Source organism: Acidovorax sp. FG27 (assembly GCF_040365715.1).
GTDB lineage: Bacteria > Pseudomonadota > Gammaproteobacteria > Burkholderiales > Burkholderiaceae_C > Paracidovorax.
Genome location: NZ_BAABVY010000009.1, coordinates 568,239 through 591,919 on the forward strand (window position 1 = coordinate 568,239; position 23,681 = coordinate 591,919).

The following is a 23,681-nucleotide window of genomic DNA, read 5'->3' on the forward strand; positions in this document are numbered from 1 at the left end:
TAGTAGCTAATGCCGCACTGTCCACGCGGGCTAAAGCATGTTTTCAACCAAATCAGGCTTTAGAGGCAATGTCTTCTGCGATGAGCGCGACGAACGCTTCGAGAGACATCACACCGAGGTCTCGATTGCCTCGGGCGCGCACTGCGACGGCGCCGGCTGCCTTTTCTTTCTCGCCTGCGACGAGGATGTAAGGCAGCTTTTGCAACGAATGCTCTCGTATTTTATACGTGATCTTTTCGTTACGCAGATCGGTCACCACTCTAAGGCCTTGATTCGGCAATGATTTTTGCAGCTTTGCGGCAATTTCGCGACAGTATTCGTCCTGCGCGCCGGTGATGTTGAGCACGGCGACCTGCACCGGCGCCAGCCATGTGGGCAGCGCGCCAGCGTGCTGTTCGATCAGGATGCCGATGAATCGTTCCAGGCTGCCGACGATCGCGCGGTGCAGCACGATGGGGGTGTGGCGCGCGCCGTCTTCACCGACGTACTCGGCGCCCAGGCGCTCGGGCATCGACGGATCGACCTGGATCGTGCCGCACTGCCAGTGGCGGCCGATAGCGTCGCGCAGCGTGTATTCGAGCTTCGGGCCGTAGAAGGCGCCGTCGCCCACGGCGATCTGGTAGTCGCAGCCCGAAGCCTTCAGGCTTTCGATGAGCGCGTTCTCGGCCTTGTCCCAGCTTTCTTCCGAACCAATGCGCTTTGCGGGACGCGTGGCCACCTTGTAGATGATGTCGGTAAAGCCGAAGTCCTTGTAGACCTTCTGCAGCAGCGCAGTGAAGTTGATGCACTCCTGCTGGATCTGGTCTTCGGTGCAGAAGATGTGGCCGTCGTCCTGCGTGAAGGCGCGCACGCGCATGATGCCGTGCAGGCCGCCGGTGGGCTCGTTGCGGTGGCACTGGCCGAATTCCCCGAAGCGCAGCGGCAGGTCGCGGTAGCTCTTGACACCCTGGTTGAAGATCAGGATGTGGCCCGGGCAGTTCATCGGCTTGAGCGCGTAGTCGTGCTTCTCGCTCTCCGTCGTGAACATGTTCTCGCGGTACTTGTCCCAGTGGCCCGTCTTCTCCCACAGGTGCTTGTCGAGGATCTGGGGGCCCTTCACCTCCTGGTAGCCGTTGTCGCGGTAGACCTGGCGCATGTACTGCTCCACGCCCTGCCACACCGTCCAGCCTTTGGGGTGCCAGAACACGGTGCCCGGCGAATACTCGTCGATGTGGAACAGGTCGAGCTCGCGGCCGAGCTTGCGGTGGTCGCGCTTCTCGGCCTCTTCGATGCGCTGGATGTAGGCGTCGAGGTCCTTCTTGTCGGCCCAGGCGGTGCCGTAGATGCGCTGCAGCTGCTCGTTCTTCGCATCGCCGCGCCAGTACGCGCCCGACACGCGGGTGAGCTTGAACGCCTTCAGAAAGCGCGTGTTCGGCACGTGCGGGCCACGGCACATGTCCACGTATTCCTGATGGTAGTAAAGGCCCATGGCCTTCTCATCGGGCATGTCTTCGATGAGCCGCAGCTTGTATTCCTCGCCGCGCGCCTTGAAGACCTCGATCACCTCCGCACGCGGCGTCATCTTCTTGATGACGTCGTAGTCGAGCGCGATCAGCTCCTTCATGCGCTGCTCGATGGCGGCCATGTCTTCGGGCGTGAAAGGCCGCTCGAAGGCGATGTCGTAGTAGAAGCCCTCTTCGATGACCGGGCCGATCACCATGCGGGCGGACGGGTAGAGCTGCTTGACGGCATGCCCCACCAGGTGCGCGCAGGAGTGGCGGATGATGTCCACGCCTTCCTGGTCGCGCGGCGTGATGATCTGCAGGCGCGCATCGTGGTCGATGAGGTCGCTGGCATCCACCAGCTTGCCGTCCACCTTGCCGGCCACCATGATCTTGGCCAGGCCCGGGCCGATGGAGCGGGCGACTTCGGACACCGTGACCGGGCCGGGGAATTCGCGCTGGGAGTTGTCGGGAAGCGTGATCTGAATCATTCAAAAATCCTGTTCGTCCATTCATCCGGAAGAGCCCGCGCCATGCCCAAAAACAAAAAGCGCGGAACACAAGTCCGCGCTTTTGGATGGGGGTGCAGCAAGAAGGTGTGCAGGCGCGAACGTCCAGCCTTTACAGGCCGGTGGATGGCTCCGAAGTAGTTCGCGGTGTCATAACCAGATTGCCTTTCTCGCCCTTGTGCGTTGAGATCCGGTGATTTTAACCCGTCCCGCCGCCGGCCTGGCCGCGACCGGCGCGGCGCCGCCCAGGAACGACAAAGCCCGGCACTGGCCGGGCTTCGTGGGCAAGGACGGCCCCGGGGCCGCCTTCGAGTGGGCAGATCAGTGGAACTGCTCTTCTTCGGTGGAGCCCGTCAGCGCCTTCACGCTGGAGGAGCCGCCCTGGATCACGGTGGTGACGTCGTCGAAGTAGCCGGCGCCCACTTCCTGCTGGTGCGACACGAAGGTGTAGCCCTTCTCGCGCGCCGCGAATTCAGGCTCCTGCACCATCTCGGTGTAGTGCTTCATGCCTTCACCACGGGCATAGGCGTGGGCGAACTGGAAGGTGTTGTACCAGTTGATGTGGATGCCGGCCAGCGTGATGAACTGGTACTTGTAGCCCAGGGCGGACAGGTCTTCCTGGAACGAGGCGATCTGCTTTTCGTTGAGGTTCTTCTTCCAGTTGAAGGAGGGCGAGCAGTTGTAGCTCAGCAGCTTGCCCGGGCAGGCGGCGTGCACGGCCTGCGCGAACTCGCGGGCGAAGCCGATGTCCGGCACGCCGGTTTCGCACCACACCAGATCGGCGTAGGGGGCGTAGGCGACGCCGCGGCTGATGGCTTGCTCCAGACCGTTCTTGACGCGGTAGAAGCCCTCCTGCGTGCGCTCGCCGGTCAGGAACGGCTTGTCGTTCGCATCATGGTCGGAGGTGATGAGGTTGGCGGCTTCCGCATCGGTGCGTGCCAGGATGATGGTGGGCACGCCCATGGTGTCGGCGGCGAAGCGGGCCGCCATCAGCTTTTCGATGGCTTCCTGCGTGGGCACCAGCACCTTGCCGCCCATGTGGCCGCACTTCTTGACGGCGGCGAGCTGGTCTTCGAAGTGAACGCCTGCAGCACCGGCGGCGATCATGTTCTTCATCAGTTCGAAGGCGTTGAGCACGCCGCCGAACCCGGCTTCCGCATCGGCCACGATCGGCAGGAAGTAGTCGATGAATTCCTTGTCGCCCGGGTTCACGTCCCGGCCCCACTGGATCTCGTCGGCACGCTTGAAGGTGTTGTTGATGCGGCGGACCATGGTGGGCACCGAGTCGTAGGCGTAGAGCGACTGGTCGGGGTACATGGTTTCAGACGTGTTGCCGTCGGCCGCCACCTGCCAGCCCGACAGGTACACGGCTTCGAGGCCAGCCTTGGCCTGCTGCATGGCCTGGCCGGCGGAAATGGCGCCAAACGCGTTCACGTAGCCCTTCTTGGCGCCGCCGTTGATCTTGTCCCACAGCTTTTCAGCGCCGCGCTGGGCGTAGGTGTGCTCGGGCTGCACGCTGCCGCGCAGGCGCACCACGTCGGCGGCGGAGTAATTGCGCTTCACGCCCTTCCAGCGCGGGTTTTGCGCCCAGTCGAGTTCGAGGGCTGCGATCTGTTGTTCACGGCTCAGTTGGGCATTCAGCGATTGGGGCATGGTTCTCTCCAGAAAGGGAAGTTGCGGACACATCGGGCGACTGGCCCTTGGAATCAACTTTAAGTCTTCTATAAGACCTGCGCAAGCTCTTATGTCTTATAGAAGAGTGAAATATTGTCCTTTGCAATCAACGGCTTAGTCACAAAATTTTTCCATGTGAAAAATGATTTCTCATATCAAGAAATTTTTGTGCAGCGCGGCATGGCTCTATTTCACATCGTGGAAGTGCGTTTACGTCGCTGGAAGCTCGACCTCGATGGACCCGCCCAGCGGCTGCACGACCTGGAACCAGTCTCCGTGCAGCAGCCGCGCCGTATCGTTGGCGAACCGGGGATGGATCTCGTACATGAAGCACGGAATCGGCTGGCCACCGACTTCCACCACTACGTCGCGCTTGGCATATTCATCCAGGTCCTGCGCGGGCACGTCCAGCCGCAGGCCCTCGATCACGTCCAGTTGGCGCTCGAGCTCCGCACTGACGGCGTACACCTCGCCGATCACCGGCGGATCGTCGTCGCCGTGGCCGTCCAGGCGCATGCCCGGATAGGGGCCGAGCCCGTAGAGCGCGCCGCGCAGCCGGGCCGTGCCCACGTAGCGGGCGGCGGGCCGCAGGCGGGTGATGTCGTTGCTGCCGCCGCGCCGCAGCGTGCCGTAGACGAAGACGTGGCGCAACGGCGCCGGCTGATCGGTGGATTCGTGGGGCATGATCGGATCTCCAATGATTCGTGCCGCAGTCTAGTGAATACGCCCAGCCGCCCTGTCGCCTATCTCTGCCTCGCACTCAGCATGTCCCTGGTGGGCAGCTACGTCGCGCTTTCCAAGCCGCTGGCAGCGGCCTTTCCGGTGTTCCTGCTGGCGTGGATGCGGTTCGGCATCGGCGGCGTCGCCATGCTTCACTGGCTGCGCAAGCCGGCGGCCGAGGCGCCGCTGCCCGCCCACACCATCGGGCTGCTGTTCCTTCAGTCGCTGCTGGGCAACTTCCTGTTCACGGTATGCATGATCTACGGCGTCAGCATGACGAGCGCCACGTCGGCGGGCGTGATCATGTCGTCCATCCCCGCGGCGGTGGCAGTGATGAGCTGGGTGTTCCTGCGCGAGCGGGTGGCGCTCCGCACCTGGCTTTCCGTCGCGATGGCGGTGGCGGGCATCCTGCTCTTCTCGCTATCAAAACCAGAGCATCATGCGCCCGTATCATCAGCGCTGGAGCCTCAAAACACCCACAATCTGGTGTGGCTGGGCTATGCGCTGCTGGTCGCCGCGTCGCTGTGCGAAGCCGCGTACTCGGTCATCGGCAAGAAGCTGACCGGCACGCTCGGCCCCCGGCGCATCACCTCGCTCATCAATCTGTGGGGTTTCCTCATCGCCACCCCTTTCGGCCTCCATGCCGCCTGGCACTTCGACTTCGGCGCCGTGGGCGCGGGCACCTGGCTGCTGCTGGTGTTCTATGCGCTGGCCGCCTGCGTGTGGAGCGTCTGGCTGTGGATGACCGGCCTGAAGGCGGTGCCCGCCGCGCAGGGCGGGATCTTCACCGTACTGCTGCCGGTCAGCGCCACGCTGGTGGGCGTGCTGGTGCTGGGCGAGCGCATGACCCCCATGCAGATGGTGGCCTTCGGCATCGCGCTGGCGAGCGTGGTGCTGGCCACCCTGCCCGTGCGCCGTGGACGCACGCCGGCCGCGCCCCCTGCCCCCGAAGGCAACTAGCGGCCCGTCACCTTGCGGATGGGCGGCCGGATGGCCTCCCGGCGCGCCGGCAGCAGCGGCGCATGTTCCCTTGCGGCGTTCAGCACGATGCAGGTGGACGTCTGGGCGAGCAGGCAGAACCCGGTGACCACCGCATCCAGGTGGCTCACATCGATGACGGCGATCTCGAGGATCCAGCTGTCTTCCCCGGTGACGTTGAAGGCATTCAGCACCTCGGGCGTGTTCTCGATGAGCTTCACCACCCGTGCGTATTCGGCCCGCCCGACCCGCACCAGCGCACGGATGCCGTAGCCCAGCCGCTCGTGGTCCACCCGCGCCCCGTAGCCCAGGATGACACCGGCCGCCTCCAGCTTGCGCACCCGTTCGGTGACGGCCGGCTGGCTGAGGTGCACCCGGCGGCCCAGCTCGGCCATGCTCAGGCGGCCGTCGGCCTGCAATTCGGCCAGTATGCGGCCGTCGTGGGCATCCATATCGAATGTTTCGGTCATCGCCCCATTGAACCAGCAATTGCAAGGCAATGGTGCGATTCAACCTTGAAAGCGGCATGGCCGGGCGGCGCGCCCGTCCGTAGCATTTCCGGCATGAACACCTGGTCCCATCACCCCGCGCGCTGGCTCGCGCCGACGCTGCCGGCCCCCGTCCTGCTCGCGCTCCTGGCTTGCTACCTCGTCTGGGGTTCCACCTACCTGGCGATACGGGTCGCGCTGGTGAGCTTTCCGCCCTTCTTCCAGATGGGCTCGCGCTTTCTCGTCGCGGGCCTGCTGTTGATGGGCTGGGTGGTGTGGCGCCGGGTGCGGCCGGGCGCCGGCCGGTCAGGGCCTGACCTGCCCACGGCGCGGCAATGGGCGCACGCGGCCGTCATCGGCACCCTGATGCTCGGCGCCGGCATGGGCCTGACGGCGCAGGCCAGCGTGGCCATCGGCTCCGGCCTGATCGCGGCGTGCATCGCGGTGGTGCCGATGATGATCTGCGGCTGGGGGCTGCTGTGGGGTCGGCGGCCGTCCGCGGGCGAGTGCCTCGGCATGGCGCTAGGGCTGGCCGGCGTGCTGCTGCTGGTGCGAGGCGCGAGCTTTGCCGCGTCTCCGCTCAGCCTGGTGTGCATCCTGGCCGCCACGGCGGCCTGGTCGCTGGGGTCGGTGCTGTCGACCACGCGCTGCCCGCTCGCACCCGGCGCGGCGGGCTTCGCCAGCGAAATGCTCTGCGGTGGCCTCGTTCTGCTGGCGGTGTCCGGGGCCCTGGGGGAGCGGCCGAGCTGGCCGCCGCAGCCGGCCGCCGCTGCCGCATGGCTCTATCTGGTGGTGCTGGGCTCCCTGGTGGCCTTCAGCGCCTACCTCTATCTGCTGCGCCATGCCAGCCCGGCCCTGGCGTCCAGCTATGCGTTCGTCAACCCGCTGATCGCGCTGCTGCTGGGCAGCGTGGTGGCCGGCGAGGCCGTGAGCCCGCGCGAATGGCTGGCCTGCGGCGTGATCCTGGCGGCCGTGCTGGTGATTTTGCTGGCCCGCAGGGGCCGCCAGGGATGAGCCAGGAGCGTCGGCCCGGCCGTGTGGCAGTGCCGAGAGCCACCCCGCGGCAGCGCAACATCTGGAGGCAAAAAAAAGTTTCTCACCTTGGATTCGCGTTTTTTTCCTATTAGCATCGCCACAGCCAGTGGGAAGCAGGTTTTCGCTGGTAACGTATTTCACTTCCAACAAGGAAAACCCAACATGGCAACTGCAAAAAAAGCGCCGGCCTCCGAAGCCAAGGCTGCCGCCCCCGCTAAGAAGCGCACCCCCAACGCCGCATTCATGAAGGCCCTGACCCCCAGCCCCGCTCTGGCTGCCGTGGTCGGCTCCACCCCCCTGCCGCGCACCGAAGTCATCAGCAAGCTGTGGGTCTACATCAAGGCCAACAACCTGCAGGACGCTTCCAACAAGCGCATGATCAACGCCGATGCCAAGCTCAAGGAAGTGTTCGGCAAGCCCCAGGTCTCGATGTTCGAGATGGCAGGCCTGATCGGCAAGCACGTCAAGTAACGCGCACACCCTGGCGAACGCCTCGCGAAGAAACCGGCCCAAGCGCCGGTTTTTTTGCGTCTGGCCGATGTCGCCGGGGCGTGGGGTGCGGCCTGGACATGGGGCACAGGGGGAATCGCAGCCGTCCACTTTTTACGTCGCCTTACCCTTCGGCGACGATAGAAATTGCAAATGCGATGAATTCGCATTTATAATGGCTTCATCTTCAACAGCCAGCCACCACTGCCTGCCCCATGATCGTCTGTGTTTGCCGCCGTGTTTCGGACCGCGAAATTGCACGCCATGCGCACGCGGGCATGAGCTTCGACGAGATCCAGTTCGAATTGGGTGTCGCCACGCAGTGCGGCCGATGCGAAGACTGCGCCCGCGCCGTGGTGGCGCAGTGCGGTGTGTCGTACCCGGTCGCCGCCTTGCACAACGAGACGACGCAGACGATCCAGCTTGCCAAATCCATCACGGAAAGCAAAGCATGGAATTCCTCTCCACACTCGCTGGCAGCCTGATCCTCGTGGTCGGCTCGGTCTGGTGGATTCTCCGTAAATAACCTGGCCTTCCAGGCCGTCGGCGCGCCGTGATGGCGCAGCCGGCTGCATGCATTTCTATGTCCCAGTTCGATCGATACGGCTCCTCCGGGGGCTTGAGCCGCAACGCGGTCATCGCCGGTTCGGTGGTGTTGCTGCACGTGGCGGGTTTGTGGGCGCTGCAATCCGGCCTGCTGCGCCGCGCCGCCGAGGTGATCGTGCCCGCCGAAGTGCTGAGCGAATTCATCACACCGCCCGCGCCCCCCACCCCGCCCGCGCCTCCCGTGCCACCACCGCCCAAGCCGGCGCCCCCGCCGCCACCCAAGCCCGCGCCCCGCCCGCCGGCGCCCGCACCGCGGCCGGCGCCCATGCCGGTGGCCATCGCAGACCCCACGCCTGCGCCGAACGCGCCCACCGGCACGGTCGAGCCGCAACCGCCCGCGCCGCCCATCCAGGCGCCAGTGGCGCCACCCGCGCCAGCGCCGGCCCCGCCCGCGCCCCCTGCGCCTCCGAAGATCGAGATGCCCTCGAGCGACGCGGCCTATCTGAACAATCCGAAGCCCACCTACCCGGCCATCAGCAAGCGGCTGGGCGAGCAGGGCAAGGTCGTACTGCGAGTGCTGATCGGCACCGACGGCCTGCCCCAGAAGGTGGAAGTCAACAAGTCCAGCGGCTTCGACCGGCTGGACCGCCAGGCCCAGGAAGCCGTGATGCGCTGGCGGTTCGTGCCCGGGAAGCGCAACGGCGTGCCCGAGACCATGTGGAACCTGGTCCCCGTCAATTTTGTTCTCGAATAATCATCAGGAGTTTTCATGGAATCGCAATTCGGCATCGCCAACGTCTGGATTCAGGGCGACTTCGTCACGCGCGCCGTGGCGGTGTTGCTGCTGGGCATGTCGCTGGCCTCTTGGATCGTCATCCTCATCAAGGCGCTGGACATCGTCAAATTCAAGAAGCACGCCCGCATGGCGCGTGACTTCTGGCACAGCGAAGACTTCGCCGCCGGCATGGAAAAGCTGGGCAACGACAACGCCAACCCGTTCCGCCACCTGGCGCTGGAAGGCCGCGAGGCCACCGCGCACCACCGCAACACCAAGGCCCATCTGCACGACAGCCTGGATGTGAGCGACTGGGTGACGCGCAGCCTGCGCAACTGCATCGACGAATTCACCGCCCGCCTGCAGTCGGGCCTGGCCATCCTGGCCTCGGTGGGCTCCACCGCCCCGTTCATCGGCCTCTTCGGCACCGTCTGGGGCATCTACCACGCGCTGGTGGCCATCGGCACGTCGGGCCAGTCCACCATCGACAAGGTGGCCGGCCCCATCGGCGAAGCGCTGATCATGACGGCCCTGGGCCTGGCGGTGGCCATCCCTGCCGTGCTGGGCTACAACGCCCTGGTGCGCGGCAACAAGTCGATCCTGAACAACCTGAACAGCTTCGCGCACGACCTGCACGCCTACTTCGTCACCGGCGCCCGCGTGAGCGCGCCCGGCGAGCAGGCCAAGGTGCTGCCGATCAAGAAGGGTTGATGCGCCATGGCCTTCGGAACGCAAGACGACGCCGATGAAGTGATGAACGAGATCAACATGACGCCGCTGGTGGACGTCATGCTGGTGCTGCTCATCATCTTCATCATCACCGTGCCGGTCATGAAGCACGCCGTGCCGGTGGACCTGCCGCGCGCCTCCAACCAGCGCGAGGACATCAAGCCGGAGACGATCCGCCTCTCGGTCACCGCCGACGGCAAGTACCACTGGAACGAGACCACCATCGGCGACGACGAACTCGAGCCCCGCCTGAAAGCCGAAGCCGCCAAGGACCCGCAGCCCGACCTGCACATCCGCGGCGACAAGGACGTGCGTTACGAGCGCGTGGCCCAGGCGATGTCGGCCGCGCAACGGGCCGGCGTGCGCAAGATCGGCTTCGTGACCGAACCGCAGCCTTAGTCACCGCCGCCACCGCCGCCACCGTGCAGTGCTGACCGCGTCGGCCGTGGCACCTTTCCGACAGTGCATCCCCTGCTCGGCCGCCCCCTGCGCGGCACGAGCACCCCGCTCCTTCGCTCCACGGCCCATCGCCACGGCCCCGAGCCCTCCCAGGCCCTGGAGCGACTCACTTTCTTACGAATTCTCCAGCGCGCCGCTTGACTATCAATTGCGAATGGTTATCATTAACTCAATCGCAACGCAACGAGGACTTCGCATGCAAGCCACCCTGACCGCTCCCTCCGCTTCTTCCTTCTTCGCCGGCCAGCCGTTCAATGTGCGCGGCTCCAGCGATTCGGGCGCCGCAGCCCGGCCTGCCGCCGGCGCGGCGCACTCGGTGGACAGCAGCGCGCTGCTGCAGGGCCAGAAGACGGTGTCGATCAGCCACAACGGCTCGGTGTACCGCCTGCAGGCCACCAAGCTCGGCAAGCTCATCCTGACCAAGTAGGCAGCGTGGCCCGGCCGCCGGCACACAGGCACCGTGCTGCGCCCGGACACCGACGTTTTCATCGTGGGGCGACTCCAGGATTCGCGGCAAGCGGATTCGAAGGGTCGTTTTAGCCAGCCAACGGGCTCACCGCTCGCGTAGCCAGGCGTTTTTTCTTTCGCCGCCCCCGCTAAACCCCGCCGCAGTGGCGCAGACAACAAAAAACCGGCTTCAAGCCGGTTTTTTTGTCGGGACGGGCCACAAGGGTGAATCACGGCGTTTTCGGCGCGGCGACCTTGCGAATCCAGCGCAATATGCTATCGAATCGATAGCAAACTACGTCGATCCGGTGTCACAGCCCCAGCGCGGCGATGCCGGCACGCGCGATCTGCGCGTCCTCGGTGGACTTCACGCCGCTCACGCCCACGGCGCCCAGGCACTGGCCGTCCTTCATGATCGGCACGCCGCCTTCCAGCAGGCCGTCCACGCCCGGCGCCGTCAGGAAGGCCGTGCGCCCGCCGTTGATGACGTCTTCATACACCTTGCTCTCGCGGCGGCCCAGGGCAGCCGTGCGCGCCTTGGCCGGGCCGATCAGCGAGGAGATGGCCGCGGCACCGTCCAGGCGCTGCATCCAGAGCAGATGGCCGCCGTCGTCCACGATGGCGATGGTCACGGCCCACTGGTTCTTGACGGCCTCCGCTTCCGCGGCGGCGGCGATCTTCTTGACGTCGGCGAGTTCGAGTTCGGGTTTGGTCTTCATGGCGATGCCGTCCGGCGGGTGAGTGAAGGAATGAAAAGGAGTAGCCGCAGAGCATAGCGGCCTGCCCGACCTGCGCGCTTGTGCCAAGGGCAAAACAATGCATCCCAAAAGTACGGGATACGCACGGGATGCGCCCTGCCTCCGCTGCCCGCCCGCCTTCTCAAGGCAAAGTACGGGATGGAGCGCGGGTATTGCAATGCGTTTTTCATGCCGCACCTAGAATTTGAAGACCCGCACCCTGCGGGCACTCAGGAGAATCGACATCATGAACACCGAAGTCACCTCAATCGGCACTGCGGGCTACGGCATTTCGCAGGAGCAGCGCCACAAGGTGCTGCGCAATACCTACTGGCTGCTGGCCTTGAGCCTGCTGCCCACCGTGTTGGGCGCGTGGGTGGGCGTGGCCACGGGCATCACCCAGTCGCTGCGCGGCGGCGTGGGCCTGATCGTGTTCCTGGGCGGCGCGTTTGCCTTCATGTACGCGATCGAGAAGACCAAGCGCTCGGCGGCCGGCGTGCCGGTGCTGCTGGCCTTCACCTTCTTCATGGGCCTCATGCTCTCGCGCCTCATCGGCATGGTGCTGGGCTTTTCCAATGGTGCCGAGCTCATCATGACGGCCTTCGCCGGCACGGCGGGCGTCTTCTTCGTCATGGCCAGCCTGGCCAGCGTGATCAAGCGCGACCTGTCGGGCATGGGCAAGTGGCTGTTCGTCGGCGCCATGGTGCTGATGGTCGGCGCGGTCATCAACGTGTTCGTGGGCTCCTCGGCCGGCATGATGGCGATCTCGGTCGCCGCCATCGGCATCTTCAGCGCCTACATGCTGTACGACTTGAAGCAGATCCTGGACGGCGGCGAAACCAACTACATCAGCGCGACGCTGGCCCTGTACCTGGACATCTTCAACGTGTTCCAGAGCCTGCTGGCCCTGCTGGGCATCATGGGCGGCGAGCGCGAGTAAGCGCGTCCACCGGCGCCACCGCAGGTGGTGAATCGACACCCCAAGGCCTCTTCGGAGGCCTTTTTCATGCCCGTCCGATAGGCGCCGCGTTCACCGGGGGCTCAACTTGGCCGCGCCGCTGCCGATAAGCTAAGCACATGACAGCCCTCCCGCACTTCTTGCACGCCATGCACGCCCTGCACGCCTCCGCTCGCCGCTGCTGGCTGGCCTCGGTACTGGTTCTGCCCTTGCTCTCCGGCTGTGAGATTCCGGGCCTGGGGCCGGATCCGCGCACCGTCGCCAAGGAATCCGAAGCCAAGGCGGTCGGCGGCGCGTGCCGGCATGCGATGCGCGGGCTGGAGGACTGCTTCGCCCTGAACCCCAAGGCGCCCAAGGCGCTGGTCTTCGCGGGCTGGAAGGAGATGGACGGCTACATGCGCGAGAACAAGATCGAGGGTACGCCCTCGGTGCTGGGCAAGGTGGAGGACAAGCCCGCCACGCCCGCAAAGCGCTCGGCGGACGGCGAAGGTGCGGGCAGCCGGTCGGGCGACGCCACCGCCCGTACGCGCAGCTGATGCGTGGCCGTGTGCGTAGCCTCGCCCCGCTGCTTGCTATATTTTTCATAGCTGAAGGCGCCCAAAAATCCAAGCGCCGCGCCCTGAAATGCTTCGAAACCAGGAGCTCGCCGCAGCCTGGGCGCATGCCCGCCCTGCCCCCGCGGCGCCGCGCCCCTCGATGCCCGTCAAGCCCGCTCGAACACCGCCATGCTTTCGACGTGCGCCGTGTGCGGGAACATGTTGACCACGCCCGCCGCCACGCAGCGGTAGCCCGCCAGGTGCACCAGCAGGCCGGCGTCGCGCGCCAGCGTGGCCGGGTTGCAGCTCACGTAGACGATGCGCTGCGGCGGCGTCCAGCCTTGCGCCGCCGCCGGCAGGGGCGCGGCGTCTTCGGCGCCGATGCGGGCCTGGTGGATGTCCGCCAGCGCCTTGGCCAGCGCGAAGGCGCCTTCACGCGGCGGATCGACCAGCCACTTGTCGGCGGTTCCGTCGGCCACCAGCATCTCGGGCGTCATCTCGAACAAATTGCGCGCTACGAAATCCGTAGCAGCCAGCGCTTGTCCCTGGGGCGCTGACGCCTGATTCAGCTGGTAATTCTCGCGGGAGCGGGCGACCAGCGTCTCGCTGCCTTCGATGCCCAGCACCTCGCGCGCCTGCGTGGCGATGGGCAGCGTGAAGTTGCCCAGGCCGCAGAACCAGTCGATCACGCGCTCGTGCTTGCGGGCATCCAGCAGCCGCAGCGCCTTGGAGACCAGCACACGGTTGATGTGCGGGTTCACCTGCGTGAAGTCGGTCGGCTTGAAGGGCATGGTGATGCCGAAGTCGGGCAGCGCATACGACAGCTGCGCGCCGCCCTCGTCCAGCAGCTTGACGGTGTCGGGCCCCTTGGCCTGCAGCCACCACTGCACGGCGTGCTCGGCGGCGAAGGCGCGCAGGCGGGCCAGGTCGGCCTCAGAGAGCGGTTCCAGGTGCCGCAGCACCAGCGCGGTCACGTCGTCGCCGCAGGCCAGCTCGATCTGCGGGCAGGTGTCGCGTGCGTCCATCGACGCGATGAGCGCGCGCAGCGGCACCAGCATGGCGCTCACGTGCGGCGGCAGCACGGGGCAGACGGCCATGTCGGCGATGTAGCGGCTCTTGCGCTCGTGGAAGCCCACCAGCACCGTGCCCTTCTTGATGACGTGGCGCACCGCCAGCCGGGCCCGGTAGCGGTAGCCCCAGGCCGGGCCTTCGATGGGGCGCATCACGGTCTCTGCCTTTACCTTGCCCAGGTGCCAGAGGTTGTCTTCCAGCACGCGCTGCTTGGACGCCACCTGCGCGCCCACGTGCAGATGCTGCATCTTGCAGCCGCCGCAGGCGCCGGCGTGCAGGCCGAAATGCGGGCAGCCCGGGCGCACCCGCTGCGACGATTCGCGGTGGATGGCGGTCAGGCTCGCCTGCTCCCAGTTGTTCTTCTTGCGGTGGGTGTTGGCGCTGACGATCTCGGAGGTCAGCGCGCCGTCGATGAAGACGACCTTGCCATCGGGCTTGCGGGCGACGCCCTGGGCGTCCATGTCCATGGAGGTGACTTCGAGCCAGCCGTCGGGCAGGTCGGACGCGGGGGTTCCCGGGGTGGGCAAGGCGCCGGAGGTCTCTGCGATGACCTCGGCGCGGCGTGTTTTTTCGGTATCTTTGGGGGCGCTCATAACCCGCCATTGTCTCAGGCCGCGCAGCGGCTGGCCGCCCGCCTGGGCGGACCCGCCCTGGCGCCGTGGCGGGCCGGGCGGGGGCGTCAGCCCCGGTCGGCGCGGGCCGGACGGGGCACGTAGCCCACGGCGTTGTAGCCGGCGCTGCCCGGCAGGCGGTTGATCTCGATCTCGCAGCCATAGGTGTCGAGCGTGAAGACCATGGTGCCGCCCGGCGCCACGCGGGGCAGCGTTTCGTGCAGCTGGCGCGACAGATCGACCGGCGGGACCTGCGAGCGGTAGATGACCTGCTTGTCGGCCGAATACACCACGTAGCACGCCGCCAGGGCGCCCTGGCTGCAAAGGCCCGCCAGCAACGCAGCGGCGGCAAGGCGAATGGATCGCATGGCTGTTCCCTCGATTCGATGGTGGATACGGAGGGTGATTATTGCGGAGCCCGTGCTGCAACGTGCAGGGCGAACACGCACATTTCATGTCAGCGGCATCGCAATCGCTCGGGGGGCGGGCATCAGGCGATGGGCAGATGGCTGGAGTGCTTGACCTCTTCCATCACCGCGTAGGTACGGGTCTCGCGCACGCCCGGCAACTGCCACAGCACGTTGCCGGCAAAGGCGCGGTAGGCCGCCATGTCGGCGCTGCGGGTCTTGAGCAGGTAGTCGAACCCACCGGCCACCATGTGGCATTCCATGATCTCGGGATGCACCTGCACGGCGACCTTGAATTGGTCGAACACGTTGGGCGTGGTGCGGTCCAGCAAGACCTCGACGAAGACGAGCATGCCCGCCCCGAGCTTGAGCGGGTCAAGCCGTGCTTCATACCCCAGGATGAAGCCGTCGCGGGTGAGGCGCTGCACGCGCGCCAGCACGGCCGTGGGCGACAGCGCGACCGCCTCGGCCAGCTTCAGATTGGCGATGCGGCCGTCCTCTTGAAGAATCTTCAGGATCTTGCGGTCGATGCGGTCCAGATCGTGCTGCATGGCGGATGGCATTGGTGAATGATTCGTTGATCTACGGTATTTTCAGTGATTTATTCACCTCGTAAAGCCAGATCATCGCCACATCCCCGGCCCCAGCGTGCGCCGGCCCGTGTTCCAACCCGGCAGCCTGCCATGTCCCACCCCACCGCCGCCTTCGCTCCCCGTCCTGCCGACCCGGCACTGCGCCAGGCCATCACCGACGCCTACCGGCGGCCCGAGCCCGAGGCGCTGGCCCCGCTGCTGGAATCTGCCCGCCTGCCGCAAACCATGGGGGCCGACGTGCAGGCGCTGGCGCTGCGCCTGGCCGGCGGCCTGCGCGAGCGCAAGAGCGCGGGCGGCCGCGCCGGCATCGTGCAGGGGCTGCTGCAGGAGTTCGCACTTTCGTCGCAGGAAGGTGTGGCGCTGATGTGCCTGGCCGAGGCGCTGCTGCGCATTCCCGATGCCGCCACCCGCGACGCACTGATCCGCGACAAGATCAGCCACGGCGACTGGGAGCCGCACCTGGGCAAGAGCCCGTCGCTCTTCGTCAACGCCGCCACCTGGGGCCTGCTGCTGACCGGCAAGCTGGTGGCCACGCACAGCGAGACGGGCCTGACGGCCTCGCTGCGCCGGCTCACGGCCAAGGGCGGCGAGCCGCTGATCCGCAAGGGCGTGGACATGGCGATGCGCATGATGGGCGAGCAGTTCGTCACGGGCGAGACCATCGCCCAGGCCCTGGTGCACGCGCAGCCACTGGAGGCCCAGGGCTTTCGCTATTCCTACGACATGCTGGGCGAGGCCGCGCTGACCGCGCAGGACGCGAAGCGGTACCTGGCTTCCTACGTCGAGGCCATCCACGCCATCGGCCGGGCGTCCGGCGGGCGGGGCGTGTATGACGGCCCCGGCATCTCGATCAAGCTGTCGGCCCTGCACCCGCGCTACAGCCGCGCGCAGCACGCCCGGGTGATGGACGAGCTCTATCCCATCCTCCTGCAACTCACCGAACTGGCACGCGGCTACGACATCGGCCTGAACATCGACGCGGAGGAAGCCGACCGCCTCGAGCTGTCGCTGGACCTGCTGGAGCGCCTCTGCCACGCGCCGGCACTGGCGGGCTGGAACGGCATCGGCTTCGTCATCCAGGCCTACCAGAAGCGCTGCCCGTTCGTGATCGACTACTGCGTGGACCTGGCGCGCCGCAGCGGCCACCGGCTGATGATCCGTCTCGTCAAGGGCGCCTACTGGGACAGCGAGATCAAGCGCGCCCAGGTCGACGGCCTGGCCGACTACCCGGTCTATACGCGCAAGGCCCATACCGACGTGTCGTACATCGCCTGCGCCCGCAAGCTGCTGGCCGCGCCCGACGCGGTGTACCCGCAATTCGCCACGCACAACGCGCAGACGCTGGCCACCATCTACCAATTGGCCGACCCCGCCGCCTGGCAGCCCGGCCAGTATGAATTCCAGTGCCTGCACGGCATGGGCGAGCCGCTCTACGAACAGGTGGTGGGCGCCGCCGGCCTGGGCCGGCCGTGCCGCATCTACGCGCCGGTGGGCACGCATGAGACGCTGCTGGCCTACCTGGTGCGGCGCCTGCTGGAAAACGGCGCCAACACCTCGTTCGTGAACCGCGTGGCCGACGCCACCCTACCGCTGGCCACGCTGGTGGGCGACCCGGTCGCCACCGTGGACGCCACCGCCGCGAGCGAAGGCCGCGCCGGCCTGCACCACCCGCGCATTCCGCTGCCGGCAGCGCTCTACGGCCCGGCACGGGTCAATTCCGCCGGCATCGACCTGTCGAACGAGCACACGCTCACGGCGCTGAACGCCGCGCTGGCCGCCAGCGCCACCCGCACCTGGCAGGCCGGCCCGATGATCGCCGGGCCGGTGCAGGCGGGCGCGGCCGGCCCGGTGCCGCTGCGCAACCCCGCCTGCCTGGCCGACGTCGTGGGCCAGGTGCAGGAGGCATCGCTCGCCGACGTCGACAGCGCCATCGCCGCCGCCCAGGCCGCCCTGCCCGCCTGGGCCGCCACGCCGCCCGCCGAGCGCGCCGCGCTGCTGCTGCGCACGGCCGACCTGCTGGAAGCCGGCATGGCCGATCTGCTGGGCCTCTTGATGCGCGAAGCGGGCAAGACCTGCGCCAACGGCGTAGCCGAGGTGCGCGAGGCGGTGGACTTCCTGCGCTACTACGCCGCGCAGGCCGGCCAGCACCTGGACAACGCCACGCACCGCCCGCTGGGGCCGGTGGTGTGCATCAGCCCCTGGAACTTCCCGCTCGCCATCTTCATGGGCCAGGTCGCCGCCGCGCTGGCGGCCGGCAACACGGTGCTGGCCAAGCCGGCCGAGCAGACCCCGCTGGTCGCCGCGCTGGCCGTGCAGGCGCTGCACCAGGCCGGCGTGCCCGCCGCCGCGGTACAGCTGCTGCCCGGCGCGGGCGACACCGTCGGCGCGCGCCTGGTGGCCGACGAACGCGTGATGGGCGTGATGTTCACCGGCTCGACCGAAGTCGCCCGCCTGCTGCAGCGCGGCGTGGCGGGGCGGCTGGACGCGCAGGGCCGGCCGATCCCGCTGATCGCCGAGACCGGCGGGCAGAACGCGATGATCGTGGACTCGTCCGCGCTGGTGGAGCAGGTGGTGGCCGACGTGGTGGCCTCGGCCTTCGACAGCGCCGGCCAGCGTTGCTCCGCCCTGCGCGTGCTGTGCGTGCAGGCCGACGCCGCCGACCGCGTGCTGGCCATGCTGCGCGGTGCCATGGGCGAGCTGCGCATGGGCGACCCCGCCCGCCTGGCGACCGATGTCGGCCCGGTGATCGACGCGGAGGCGCAGGCGGGCATCCAGCGGCACATCGACACGCTGCAGGCGCAGGGGCGCACCGTGTTCCAGCCGGCCGTGGCGCCGGGCGTGCTGGCCCAGGGCACCTACGTGCCGCCCACGCTGATCGAGCTGGACCGCATCGGCGAGCTGCAACGCGAAGTGTTCGGCCCGGTGCTGCACGTGGTGCGCTACGAGCGCGCCCGGCTGGACGAGTTGCTGGACGAGATCAACGCCACCGGCTATGGCCTGACGCAGGGCCTGCACACCCGCATCGACGAAACGGTGGGGCAGGTGGTGCGCCGCGCCCATGCCGGCAACGTCTACGTCAACCGCAACATGGTGGGCGCGGTGGTGGGCGTGCAGCCCTTCGGCGGCGAGGGCCTGTCGGGCACCGGGCCGAAGGCAGGCGGGCCGCTCTATCTGCTGCGCCTGCTGTCATCGCACCCGGCGGCATCCGCCCTCGCGGCCATCCGCAGCACGTCGGCCACGGAACCTGACGCCGGCCGCCAGGCCGATCTGCAGGCACCGCTGCGGGCACTGGCGGACTGGGCGCGCGCCTCGGGCGGCGACGAGGCGCTGGCGGCGCGCTGCCCGGCGCTGGCCGCCGCATCGTGCGCCGGGCTGGCCTGCCCCCTGCCCGGCCCTACCGGCGAGCGCAACCAGTACCTGCTGGCGCCCCGCGCCCGCACCCTGTGCCTGGCCGCGAGCGACGCGGACCGGCTGACGCAGCTGGCGGCCGTGCTGGCCGTGGGTGGCACCGCCGTCTGGCCCCGGAGCGAGGCCGCCGCGTTGCATGGCCGGCTGCCAGCGGCCGTGCAGGCCCGCATCGCGCTGGTGGACGACTGGCAGGACGCTGCCGCCGTGCCGATCGACGCCGTGCTGCACCACGGCGATGCGGCGTCGCTGCGCAGCGTCTGCCAGGCCGTCGCCCGGCGCCCCGGGGCCATCGTGGGCGTGACCGGCATGCAGCCCGGCGACGGCGACGTGCCGCTGACGCGCCTGGTGATCGAGCGTTCGCTGAGCGTGAACACGGCCGCGGCGGGCGGCAACGCCAGCCTGATGACCATGGCGTGAGCGGCGAGCGGCGAGCGGAGAGTGGCCAGCGGCGAGCGGGGGCGGAAACGTCGCCCGCCCGTCTAATTCATGGTCTTTTTGGCCTCCAGCGCCGATGGATCAAGCGCATCCAGCTATCAATTCAATAGCAATCAATCTGCAGGAGTGGCGGTGCCACCCGGTGCGGCCACCCCCGCCGCGGCGGGTTGGCGGGTCTCCCGCCACGTGGGCGCCAGCTGCGGCTGGTCCACCATCACGCAGGCCTTGCCGGTGCGCCTGCAGTGGTCGTGCACGCGCCAGTAGTCGTTGTGGCCCAGGCAGCCGGTCTGGCAGATCACCAGGTCGGCCGCGACCAGGCTGGCCTCCAGCGCCTGCGGGTCCACGCCTTCCAGCGCCAGTGCGTTGACGGCCCCGGGGCCCGCGGGCGGGCCGGCGGGCTCGGCGGACGGCAGGCCCCCGGCGCGGGAATGCGTCTGCCGGGTCACCCAGCCGCCCGTGTCGCTGCGGGCGATCCACAGCACCGAACGCGCGGGCGCATCGGAGGTCGTTGCCGCAAGCCCCTCGGCCGCTGCATCGGCGGCGCGGGCGGGCGCCTGCACGCCGATGCCGCCCGCCCGCCACTGCCAGTGCAGTACGTCCCGGGCGAGCGCCTGCATGCGCTGCGCCAGGGTTTCGACCTGCGCGGCCAGCGCCCGTCGCCTGGGCAGGCCCGGCACGCTGGCGGCGAGCGCGGCGTGGTCCTGCTGCGCGAAGGCGAGCTGGCTGTCGCGCACGATGGCCCGGGCGCGCAGCCGGATGGCCTGCGCCTGCAGCCGCTCGATCTCGCGGGCTTGCCAGGTCAGCAGTTCGGTGCAGCGCAGCTGGGCCCGCCCGTAGTGGGCCAGCAGGGCGCGGTGCTCGTTCAGCAGGTGTTCGAAAGGGGTAGTGGTCATGGCGGTGCAGTGCGTGGATGCCGGCTGTGGCCCAGTCCGCAAGGGCCTGCTCGACCGGCCCGGCGAACAGAGCATTGAAAAAATCGATGCTGGTTATTGATAACCATTCTCATTCAATGCTACACTGCAGTCAATCGCCGGCCAGTGCACAGACCAATGCACCGCCGGCCCCGGTTTCATCGTGGGGCGACTCCAGGACCTTCCGGTCCGAAGGGTCGTTTTTGCCAGCCAACGGGTGTATGCCCGCGTAGCCAGGCTTTTTTTGCTGCTCCACGCGACCGTTCGACGCTGAATCGACCCGAGCCGCCATGCCCGCCGACATCCAGGCCTCCGGCCTCAAGCCCACCCTGCCCCGCATCCAGGTGCTGAACGCATTCCACACCAGCCCGGAGCGCCACCTGGCCGCGGAAGACGTGTACCGCCTGCTGCTGCAAGGCGGGGTCGATCTGGGCCTGGCGACGGTGTATCGGGTGCTGGCGCAGTTCGAGCAGGCCGGCCTGCTCAAGAAAAGCCAGCTGCAGCAGAACAAGGCCGTGTACGAACTGAACGACGGCGAGGAGCACCACGGCCACTTCGTCTGCACCGCCACCGGCGCGGTGCGCGAATTCCACGACCCGGTGATCGAGGAGCGGCTGCGTGCCATCGCCTCGGAGATGGGCTTTCAGCTGTACGCGTATACGCTGACGGCCTACGGCGCGCCGGGCGGCAAGGGCTAGCGCCGGCCCGCCAGAGCAATCCTCCGGCCTTACTCGCCGTTGCAGGGCCGCGTGATGATCTCGTAGTCGATGGGCTTGAAACTGCCGTTGTTGGAGTTCTCGGCCGAGCACGAGGTGAGCCCGCAGATCAGGTTCATCTCGGCACGCAGCTCGATGTAGTCGCCCGCACGTGAGAGCGGCGGCTTCACGGCCACGGTGCCATCCGGGCCCACTTCCACGTTCATGAACACGTTGAAGGTCGTGCCGATCTGCTCGGGCCGGATGCCGAATTCCGCCAGGGCGGTGTAGAGGTTCTCGAAGCAGCTCGGGTGGTGGCCCTGGTGCTTGTAGAGGATCTCGAACATCTCCTGGCTGCAGGGCGTGAGCAGGAAGTCGTGCCGGCCCACGGTGTCCTCGAGGATGCGGAACATGACCCGGCTGTCATTGGAATAGAGCGGGTCGCCCTTCGTCAGGTAGATCTTCGACGCATAGTCGATGCTGCGGCCTGACGAGAGGCTGCAGCGGTGATCGTCCTCGGCGAAGGCGAAGAGATCGGCCACCTGTTCGCCCATCGGGTCATAGATGCGCAGCACTTCGCTGGCGCGCAGCTTGAAGGCGACGCCCGACTGGGGCGGGATACGGCAGGTGGAATGGCGGCATTCATGCATGTTCTGGGGCCTTGGAATGGAACGGACATTTCCAGCCGGCCTCCACGGCGCGGCCGGAGTACTGGCGCGCTTCGGACGATTCGCCGAACCGGGCCAACACCGGGTTGATCGAGCCCTGCAGCGCGACGTCGCGCGCACGGATCGCGTCCTGCATCACGGTGTACTTGCCGGTGGCTTTCAGGTGCTCGAATTGTTGGTGGAAGTTAAAGACCAGGCTGGGCACGGGCGTGCGCCGTGCCAGGCGCGAGGCCCCCGGGTGCAACCCCACTACGAAGAACGCCCGGCCGCCCACACTGAACGAGAAATCCTCGCGCTCGGGGTTGTCGCTCACGCCCTCGGCCCATGCCGCGCCTTGGGCCACGTCGTGCTCGTGCAGTTGCTGCAGCTGCCGCCACAGCGCCTGCTCGAAGCCCTGCTCGCCTGCCGCGCCATCGGTCTCGGGGTCGAACATCGCGACGAAGCTCACCGGCAGATTGCCCGGGTCCGGGTACTGTGCCGAGAAATCCAGGAGCCGCCGGTACAGCGCCTCGGTATGGGACGGATCCGCCAGGCGGCCGAACGATTGGGTGTGCAGCCGCCCCTTGTTCAGGGCCGACTTGGCACCCACGCAGGGAAACATCTTGTCGGCGACGAAGTCGTGGATGGTCGGGTCCGGTGCCGTGGCCGGTGCGGCCGCGGAGGTGGGGGCGTTGGAGTTCATGCATTGAAGCTACGGGCGCCACCCATCCCCACCCATGGTCCGTGCGCCAGCCTCGTCGTGGGAGCGTCCGCCCCACGGCTGTAGGCCGCAACGCTACCGTGGCAGGGCGGTCACGGCACCCTTGGCCGCATCGCCGATGCGCTCCTACATCGGCGAAGGGCCGCGGATGGCATGGCCGCGCCGCAGCGCCCAGAGGATGGCTCGAACGAGCGGCGGGCCTTCTGCATACGCCCGCCTGCTGCTCACTCGACCATCCCACACGGAGCGCCCATCCATGACACTTCCCACTTCTCTGCACCGCTCGATCGCGTTCGCCGCCTGCCTGGCGGGAGCGCATCTCGTCGCCAGCGCGCAGCTTCCGCCGGGCGACGGGCCGGTGCGGGTGACCGGCGGCGTGGTCGAGCCCACACCGGTGAAGTTCAACGAGGGGCTGCTGACCCAGCTCAAGGTGCCGGCGGGCTTCCAGGTGACGGTGTTCGCACGCGATCTGCAGAACGTGCGCTGGCTGGTGGTGGCGCCCAATGGCGACGTGTACGCCAGCCGGCGGGAACAGGGCGACGTGCTGCTGCTGCGCGACACCGACGGGGACGGCCGGGCCGACCAGCAGAAGGTGGTGCTGCAGAACGCCAAGTACGCCCATGGCCTGGCGCTGCGCGGCAACCAGCTCTATCTGGTGACCGACAAGAAGGTGATGGTGGCGGACGTCCAGACGGACGGCAGCCTGTCGACGCCCCGCGTGCTGCTGGACGACCTGCCGGACGCCGGGCAGCACCCCAACCGCACACTGGCCTTCGGCCCGGATGGGTGGCTGTACGTCACGGTTGGCTCCACCTGCAACAACTGCCGCGAGACCAACGGCGAATCGGCCACCATGCTGCGCATGCGGCCCGATGGCACGGGCCGCGAAGTGGTGGCCAGCGGCCTGCGCAACACCATCGGCTTCGGCTGGCACCCGACGGGCGGCACGCTCTGGGGCTTCGACCACGGATCGGACTTCCAGGGCGACGACGAACCGCCGGAAGAGCTCAACGCCATCCAGATGAACAAGCACTACGGCTGGCCGTTCTGCTGGGGCAACAAGCAGGTGACCCGCTTCCAGGTTAACGAGCCGCCGCAGACCACCAAGGCCGACTTCTGCCCCACCACCGAGGCGCCGGTGCTGCAGTACACCGCGCATGCCGCGCCCATCGGCTTCGCGTTCTACATGGGCACGCAATTTCCGCAGGAATACCGAGGCGACGCATTCGTGGCGTTCCGGGGCTCGTGGAACCGCTCGCAGCCCAGTGGCTACAACGTGGTGCGCGTGCGCTTCGACGCCAATGGCCGGCCTACCGGCACGGAAGACTTTGTGAGCGGCTGGCTGATGGCCAGCGCGCCCGCCGACCAGACGCAGCCCGGCCCCAAGCCCGCGCCGGCGGAAGCGCAGAAGACCCAACGCCCGGCGCAGTTCGGCCGGCTGGCGGGCCTGGCCGTGGCGCGCGACGGATCGCTGCTGGTCGCCGAAGACCAGAACGGCGTGATCTACCGCGTGAGCTACCCCCGCCGCTGACCGCCGGCCGCCGACGGCGGGCGCGGCCGCCCGGTCGCGCTTGCGACGGCGCATCGCCGCTTTCTTTGTGCCTTTTTCTTTCCACACGAG

At 67.7% G+C, this 23,681-nt stretch carries 24 protein-coding genes; 13 read left to right on the top strand and 11 right to left on the bottom strand.

The features are described 5' to 3' along the window. Nucleotides 1–52 precede the first annotated feature (52 nt). The 3 genes from thrS to ABWV53_RS09595 all read right to left on the bottom strand — a co-directional run bounded on the left by thrS (nucleotide 53) and on the right by ABWV53_RS09595 (nucleotide 4,348). A complete protein-coding gene (gene thrS, locus ABWV53_RS09585; RefSeq protein WP_353365262.1) occupies nucleotides 53–1,972 on the bottom strand; it encodes a threonine--tRNA ligase in 1,920 nt (639 codons plus the stop codon). Between the two features lie 339 nt (nucleotides 1,973–2,311). Then, the gene (aceA, locus tag ABWV53_RS09590) at nucleotides 2,312–3,643 is read right to left on the bottom strand and encodes an isocitrate lyase (RefSeq protein WP_353365264.1); all 1,332 of its coding nucleotides are present in this window, start codon (nucleotides 3,641–3,643) and stop codon (nucleotides 2,312–2,314) included. A 231-nt stretch (nucleotides 3,644–3,874) separates the two neighbouring features. After that, nucleotides 3,875–4,348, bottom strand: a complete 474-nt coding sequence (locus ABWV53_RS09595; RefSeq protein WP_353365266.1) for a gamma-glutamylcyclotransferase family protein — start codon at nucleotides 4,346–4,348, stop codon at nucleotides 3,875–3,877. Between the two features lie 33 nt (nucleotides 4,349–4,381). Between ABWV53_RS09595 and ABWV53_RS09600 the strand changes: the two genes are divergently transcribed. Then, nucleotides 4,382–5,344, top strand: a complete 963-nt coding sequence (locus ABWV53_RS09600; RefSeq protein WP_353365268.1) for a DMT family transporter — start codon at nucleotides 4,382–4,384, stop codon at nucleotides 5,342–5,344. Here ABWV53_RS09600 and ABWV53_RS09605 read toward each other — a convergent pair. Next, on the bottom strand, nucleotides 5,341–5,814 hold the full coding sequence (locus tag ABWV53_RS09605) for an Lrp/AsnC family transcriptional regulator (protein ID WP_353365270.1): 474 nt from the start codon (nucleotides 5,812–5,814) through the stop codon (nucleotides 5,341–5,343). The two genes, ABWV53_RS09600 and ABWV53_RS09605, sit on opposite strands and share 4 nt — an antisense overlap. 111 nt (nucleotides 5,815–5,925) lie before the next feature. On the opposite strand from ABWV53_RS09605, the gene yedA reads away from it, so the two are divergent. From yedA to hemP, 7 genes are all read left to right on the top strand, one after another. Further along, nucleotides 5,926–6,864, top strand: coding sequence for a drug/metabolite exporter YedA (yedA, locus tag ABWV53_RS09610; RefSeq protein ID WP_353365272.1), 939 nt, complete (start codon nucleotides 5,926–5,928; stop codon nucleotides 6,862–6,864). Nucleotides 6,865–7,047: 183 nt separating this feature from the next. Further along, the gene (locus tag ABWV53_RS09615; RefSeq protein ID WP_056667392.1) at nucleotides 7,048–7,356 is read left to right on the top strand and encodes an SWIB/MDM2 domain-containing protein; all 309 of its coding nucleotides are present in this window, start codon (nucleotides 7,048–7,050) and stop codon (nucleotides 7,354–7,356) included. A gap of 233 nt (nucleotides 7,357–7,589) precedes the next feature. Beyond that, the gene (locus tag ABWV53_RS09620) at nucleotides 7,590–7,859 is read left to right on the top strand and encodes a (2Fe-2S)-binding protein (protein WP_353365275.1); all 270 of its coding nucleotides are present in this window, start codon (nucleotides 7,590–7,592) and stop codon (nucleotides 7,857–7,859) included. Between the two features lie 98 nt (nucleotides 7,860–7,957). After that, nucleotides 7,958–8,674, top strand: a complete 717-nt coding sequence (locus ABWV53_RS09625) for an energy transducer TonB (RefSeq protein WP_353365277.1) — start codon at nucleotides 7,958–7,960, stop codon at nucleotides 8,672–8,674. A gap of 15 nt (nucleotides 8,675–8,689) precedes the next feature. Next, nucleotides 8,690–9,406 (top strand): MotA/TolQ/ExbB proton channel family protein, encoded by a 717-nt coding sequence (locus ABWV53_RS09630; protein WP_353365279.1) that lies wholly within the window; start codon nucleotides 8,690–8,692, stop codon nucleotides 9,404–9,406. Nucleotides 9,407–9,412: 6 nt separating this feature from the next. After that, the gene (locus ABWV53_RS09635; protein WP_056667402.1) at nucleotides 9,413–9,823 is read left to right on the top strand and encodes an ExbD/TolR family protein; all 411 of its coding nucleotides are present in this window, start codon (nucleotides 9,413–9,415) and stop codon (nucleotides 9,821–9,823) included. Between the two features lie 256 nt (nucleotides 9,824–10,079). Further along, a complete protein-coding gene (gene hemP, locus ABWV53_RS09640; protein ID WP_353365282.1) occupies nucleotides 10,080–10,310 on the top strand; it encodes a hemin uptake protein HemP in 231 nt (76 codons plus the stop codon). A gap of 331 nt (nucleotides 10,311–10,641) precedes the next feature. Here hemP and ABWV53_RS09645 read toward each other — a convergent pair whose 3' ends face one another. Beyond that, on the bottom strand, nucleotides 10,642–11,049 hold the full coding sequence (locus tag ABWV53_RS09645) for a GlcG/HbpS family heme-binding protein (protein WP_353365284.1): 408 nt from the start codon (nucleotides 11,047–11,049) through the stop codon (nucleotides 10,642–10,644). 265 nt (nucleotides 11,050–11,314) lie between these two features. On the opposite strand from ABWV53_RS09645, the gene ABWV53_RS09650 reads away from it, so the two are divergent. Both ABWV53_RS09650 and ABWV53_RS09655 read left to right on the top strand, forming a co-directional pair. Then, on the top strand, nucleotides 11,315–12,007 hold the full coding sequence (locus ABWV53_RS09650; protein ID WP_353365286.1) for a Bax inhibitor-1/YccA family protein: 693 nt from the start codon (nucleotides 11,315–11,317) through the stop codon (nucleotides 12,005–12,007). Nucleotides 12,008–12,174: 167 nt separating this feature from the next. Continuing rightward, a complete protein-coding gene (locus ABWV53_RS09655) occupies nucleotides 12,175–12,561 on the top strand; it encodes a hypothetical protein (protein WP_353366681.1) in 387 nt (128 codons plus the stop codon). A gap of 167 nt (nucleotides 12,562–12,728) precedes the next feature. Here ABWV53_RS09655 and rlmD read toward each other — a convergent pair whose 3' ends face one another. The 3 genes from rlmD to ABWV53_RS09670 all read right to left on the bottom strand — a co-directional run bounded on the left by rlmD (nucleotide 12,729) and on the right by ABWV53_RS09670 (nucleotide 15,201). Then, on the bottom strand, nucleotides 12,729–14,225 hold the full coding sequence (gene rlmD / locus ABWV53_RS09660) for a 23S rRNA (uracil(1939)-C(5))-methyltransferase RlmD (RefSeq protein WP_353365288.1): 1,497 nt from the start codon (nucleotides 14,223–14,225) through the stop codon (nucleotides 12,729–12,731). An 86-nt stretch (nucleotides 14,226–14,311) separates the two neighbouring features. Further along, nucleotides 14,312–14,611 (bottom strand): hypothetical protein, encoded by a 300-nt coding sequence (locus ABWV53_RS09665; protein WP_353365290.1) that lies wholly within the window; start codon nucleotides 14,609–14,611, stop codon nucleotides 14,312–14,314. 122 nt (nucleotides 14,612–14,733) lie between these two features. Further along, nucleotides 14,734–15,201, bottom strand: coding sequence for an Lrp/AsnC ligand binding domain-containing protein (locus ABWV53_RS09670; protein WP_353365292.1), 468 nt, complete (start codon nucleotides 15,199–15,201; stop codon nucleotides 14,734–14,736). Between the two features lie 132 nt (nucleotides 15,202–15,333). Between ABWV53_RS09670 and putA the strand changes: the two genes are divergently transcribed. Continuing rightward, nucleotides 15,334–19,068, top strand: coding sequence for a trifunctional transcriptional regulator/proline dehydrogenase/L-glutamate gamma-semialdehyde dehydrogenase (gene putA / locus ABWV53_RS09675; RefSeq protein ID WP_353365294.1), 3,735 nt, complete (start codon nucleotides 15,334–15,336; stop codon nucleotides 19,066–19,068). Nucleotides 19,069–19,199: 131 nt separating this feature from the next. Here putA and ABWV53_RS09680 read toward each other — a convergent pair whose 3' ends face one another. Continuing rightward, nucleotides 19,200–19,979: a DUF2325 domain-containing protein gene (locus ABWV53_RS09680; protein ID WP_353365296.1), complete on the bottom strand. Its 780-nt coding sequence runs from the start codon at nucleotides 19,977–19,979 to the stop codon at nucleotides 19,200–19,202. A gap of 308 nt (nucleotides 19,980–20,287) precedes the next feature. On the opposite strand from ABWV53_RS09680, the gene ABWV53_RS09685 reads away from it, so the two are divergent. Further along, nucleotides 20,288–20,695: a Fur family transcriptional regulator gene (locus tag ABWV53_RS09685; protein WP_353365298.1), complete on the top strand. Its 408-nt coding sequence runs from the start codon at nucleotides 20,288–20,290 to the stop codon at nucleotides 20,693–20,695. Between the two features lie 29 nt (nucleotides 20,696–20,724). Here ABWV53_RS09685 and ABWV53_RS09690 read toward each other — a convergent pair whose 3' ends face one another. Together ABWV53_RS09690 and gntA are read right to left on the bottom strand one after the other, a co-directional pair. After that, entirely contained in the window at nucleotides 20,725–21,342 is a 618-nt protein-coding gene (locus tag ABWV53_RS09690) for a DUF1989 domain-containing protein (RefSeq protein WP_353365300.1), read from the bottom strand. Beyond that, complete coding sequence (gene gntA / locus ABWV53_RS09695) at nucleotides 21,335–22,042, bottom strand: guanitoxin biosynthesis heme-dependent pre-guanitoxin N-hydroxylase GntA (RefSeq protein ID WP_353365302.1); 708 nt, start codon at nucleotides 22,040–22,042, stop codon at nucleotides 21,335–21,337. The genes ABWV53_RS09690 and gntA overlap by 8 nt, the downstream gene beginning before the upstream one ends. Before the next feature lie 274 nt (nucleotides 22,043–22,316). Between gntA and ABWV53_RS09700 the strand changes: the two genes are divergently transcribed. Then, on the top strand, nucleotides 22,317–23,591 hold the full coding sequence (locus ABWV53_RS09700; RefSeq protein WP_353365304.1) for a PQQ-dependent sugar dehydrogenase: 1,275 nt from the start codon (nucleotides 22,317–22,319) through the stop codon (nucleotides 23,589–23,591). Nucleotides 23,592–23,681 lie beyond the last annotated feature (90 nt).

Excerpts from the sequence above, each read along its gene's own strand:
- ABWV53_RS09690 (WP_353365300.1), bottom strand. The coding sequence starts at position 21,342 with ATGCATGAATGCCGCCATTCCACCTGCCGTATCCCGCCCCAGTCGGGC.
- ABWV53_RS09630 (WP_353365279.1), top strand. The coding sequence starts at position 8,690 with ATGGAATCGCAATTCGGCATCGCCAACGTCTGGATTCAGGGCGACTTC.
- ABWV53_RS09625 (WP_353365277.1), top strand. The coding sequence starts at position 7,958 with ATGTCCCAGTTCGATCGATACGGCTCCTCCGGGGGCTTGAGCCGCAAC.
- ABWV53_RS09645 (WP_353365284.1), bottom strand. The coding sequence starts at position 11,049 with ATGAAGACCAAACCCGAACTCGAACTCGCCGACGTCAAGAAGATCGCC.
- thrS (WP_353365262.1), bottom strand. The coding sequence starts at position 1,972 with ATGATTCAGATCACGCTTCCCGACAACTCCCAGCGCGAATTCCCCGGC.
- ABWV53_RS09655 (WP_353366681.1), top strand. The coding sequence starts at position 12,175 with ATGCACGCCCTGCACGCCTCCGCTCGCCGCTGCTGGCTGGCCTCGGTA.
- ABWV53_RS09670 (WP_353365292.1), bottom strand. The coding sequence starts at position 15,201 with ATGCAGCACGATCTGGACCGCATCGACCGCAAGATCCTGAAGATTCTT.
- putA (WP_353365294.1), top strand. The coding sequence starts at position 15,334 with ATGTCCCACCCCACCGCCGCCTTCGCTCCCCGTCCTGCCGACCCGGCA.
- ABWV53_RS09620 (WP_353365275.1), top strand. The coding sequence starts at position 7,590 with ATGATCGTCTGTGTTTGCCGCCGTGTTTCGGACCGCGAAATTGCACGC.
- ABWV53_RS09685 (WP_353365298.1), top strand. The coding sequence starts at position 20,288 with ATGCCCGCCGACATCCAGGCCTCCGGCCTCAAGCCCACCCTGCCCCGC.
- ABWV53_RS09635 (WP_056667402.1), top strand. The coding sequence starts at position 9,413 with ATGGCCTTCGGAACGCAAGACGACGCCGATGAAGTGATGAACGAGATC.
- ABWV53_RS09615 (WP_056667392.1), top strand. The coding sequence starts at position 7,048 with ATGGCAACTGCAAAAAAAGCGCCGGCCTCCGAAGCCAAGGCTGCCGCC.
- hemP (WP_353365282.1), top strand. The coding sequence starts at position 10,080 with ATGCAAGCCACCCTGACCGCTCCCTCCGCTTCTTCCTTCTTCGCCGGC.
- ABWV53_RS09680 (WP_353365296.1), bottom strand. The coding sequence starts at position 19,979 with ATGACCACTACCCCTTTCGAACACCTGCTGAACGAGCACCGCGCCCTG.
- ABWV53_RS09650 (WP_353365286.1), top strand. The coding sequence starts at position 11,315 with ATGAACACCGAAGTCACCTCAATCGGCACTGCGGGCTACGGCATTTCG.
- ABWV53_RS09595 (WP_353365266.1), bottom strand. The coding sequence starts at position 4,348 with ATGCCCCACGAATCCACCGATCAGCCGGCGCCGTTGCGCCACGTCTTC.
- ABWV53_RS09700 (WP_353365304.1), top strand. The coding sequence starts at position 22,317 with ATGACACTTCCCACTTCTCTGCACCGCTCGATCGCGTTCGCCGCCTGC.
- gntA (WP_353365302.1), bottom strand. The coding sequence starts at position 22,042 with ATGAACTCCAACGCCCCCACCTCCGCGGCCGCACCGGCCACGGCACCG.
- rlmD (WP_353365288.1), bottom strand. The coding sequence starts at position 14,225 with ATGAGCGCCCCCAAAGATACCGAAAAAACACGCCGCGCCGAGGTCATC.
- aceA (WP_353365264.1), bottom strand. The coding sequence starts at position 3,643 with ATGCCCCAATCGCTGAATGCCCAACTGAGCCGTGAACAACAGATCGCA.
- ABWV53_RS09605 (WP_353365270.1), bottom strand. The coding sequence starts at position 5,814 with ATGGATGCCCACGACGGCCGCATACTGGCCGAATTGCAGGCCGACGGC.
- ABWV53_RS09665 (WP_353365290.1), bottom strand. The coding sequence starts at position 14,611 with ATGCGATCCATTCGCCTTGCCGCCGCTGCGTTGCTGGCGGGCCTTTGC.
- yedA (WP_353365272.1), top strand. The coding sequence starts at position 5,926 with ATGAACACCTGGTCCCATCACCCCGCGCGCTGGCTCGCGCCGACGCTG.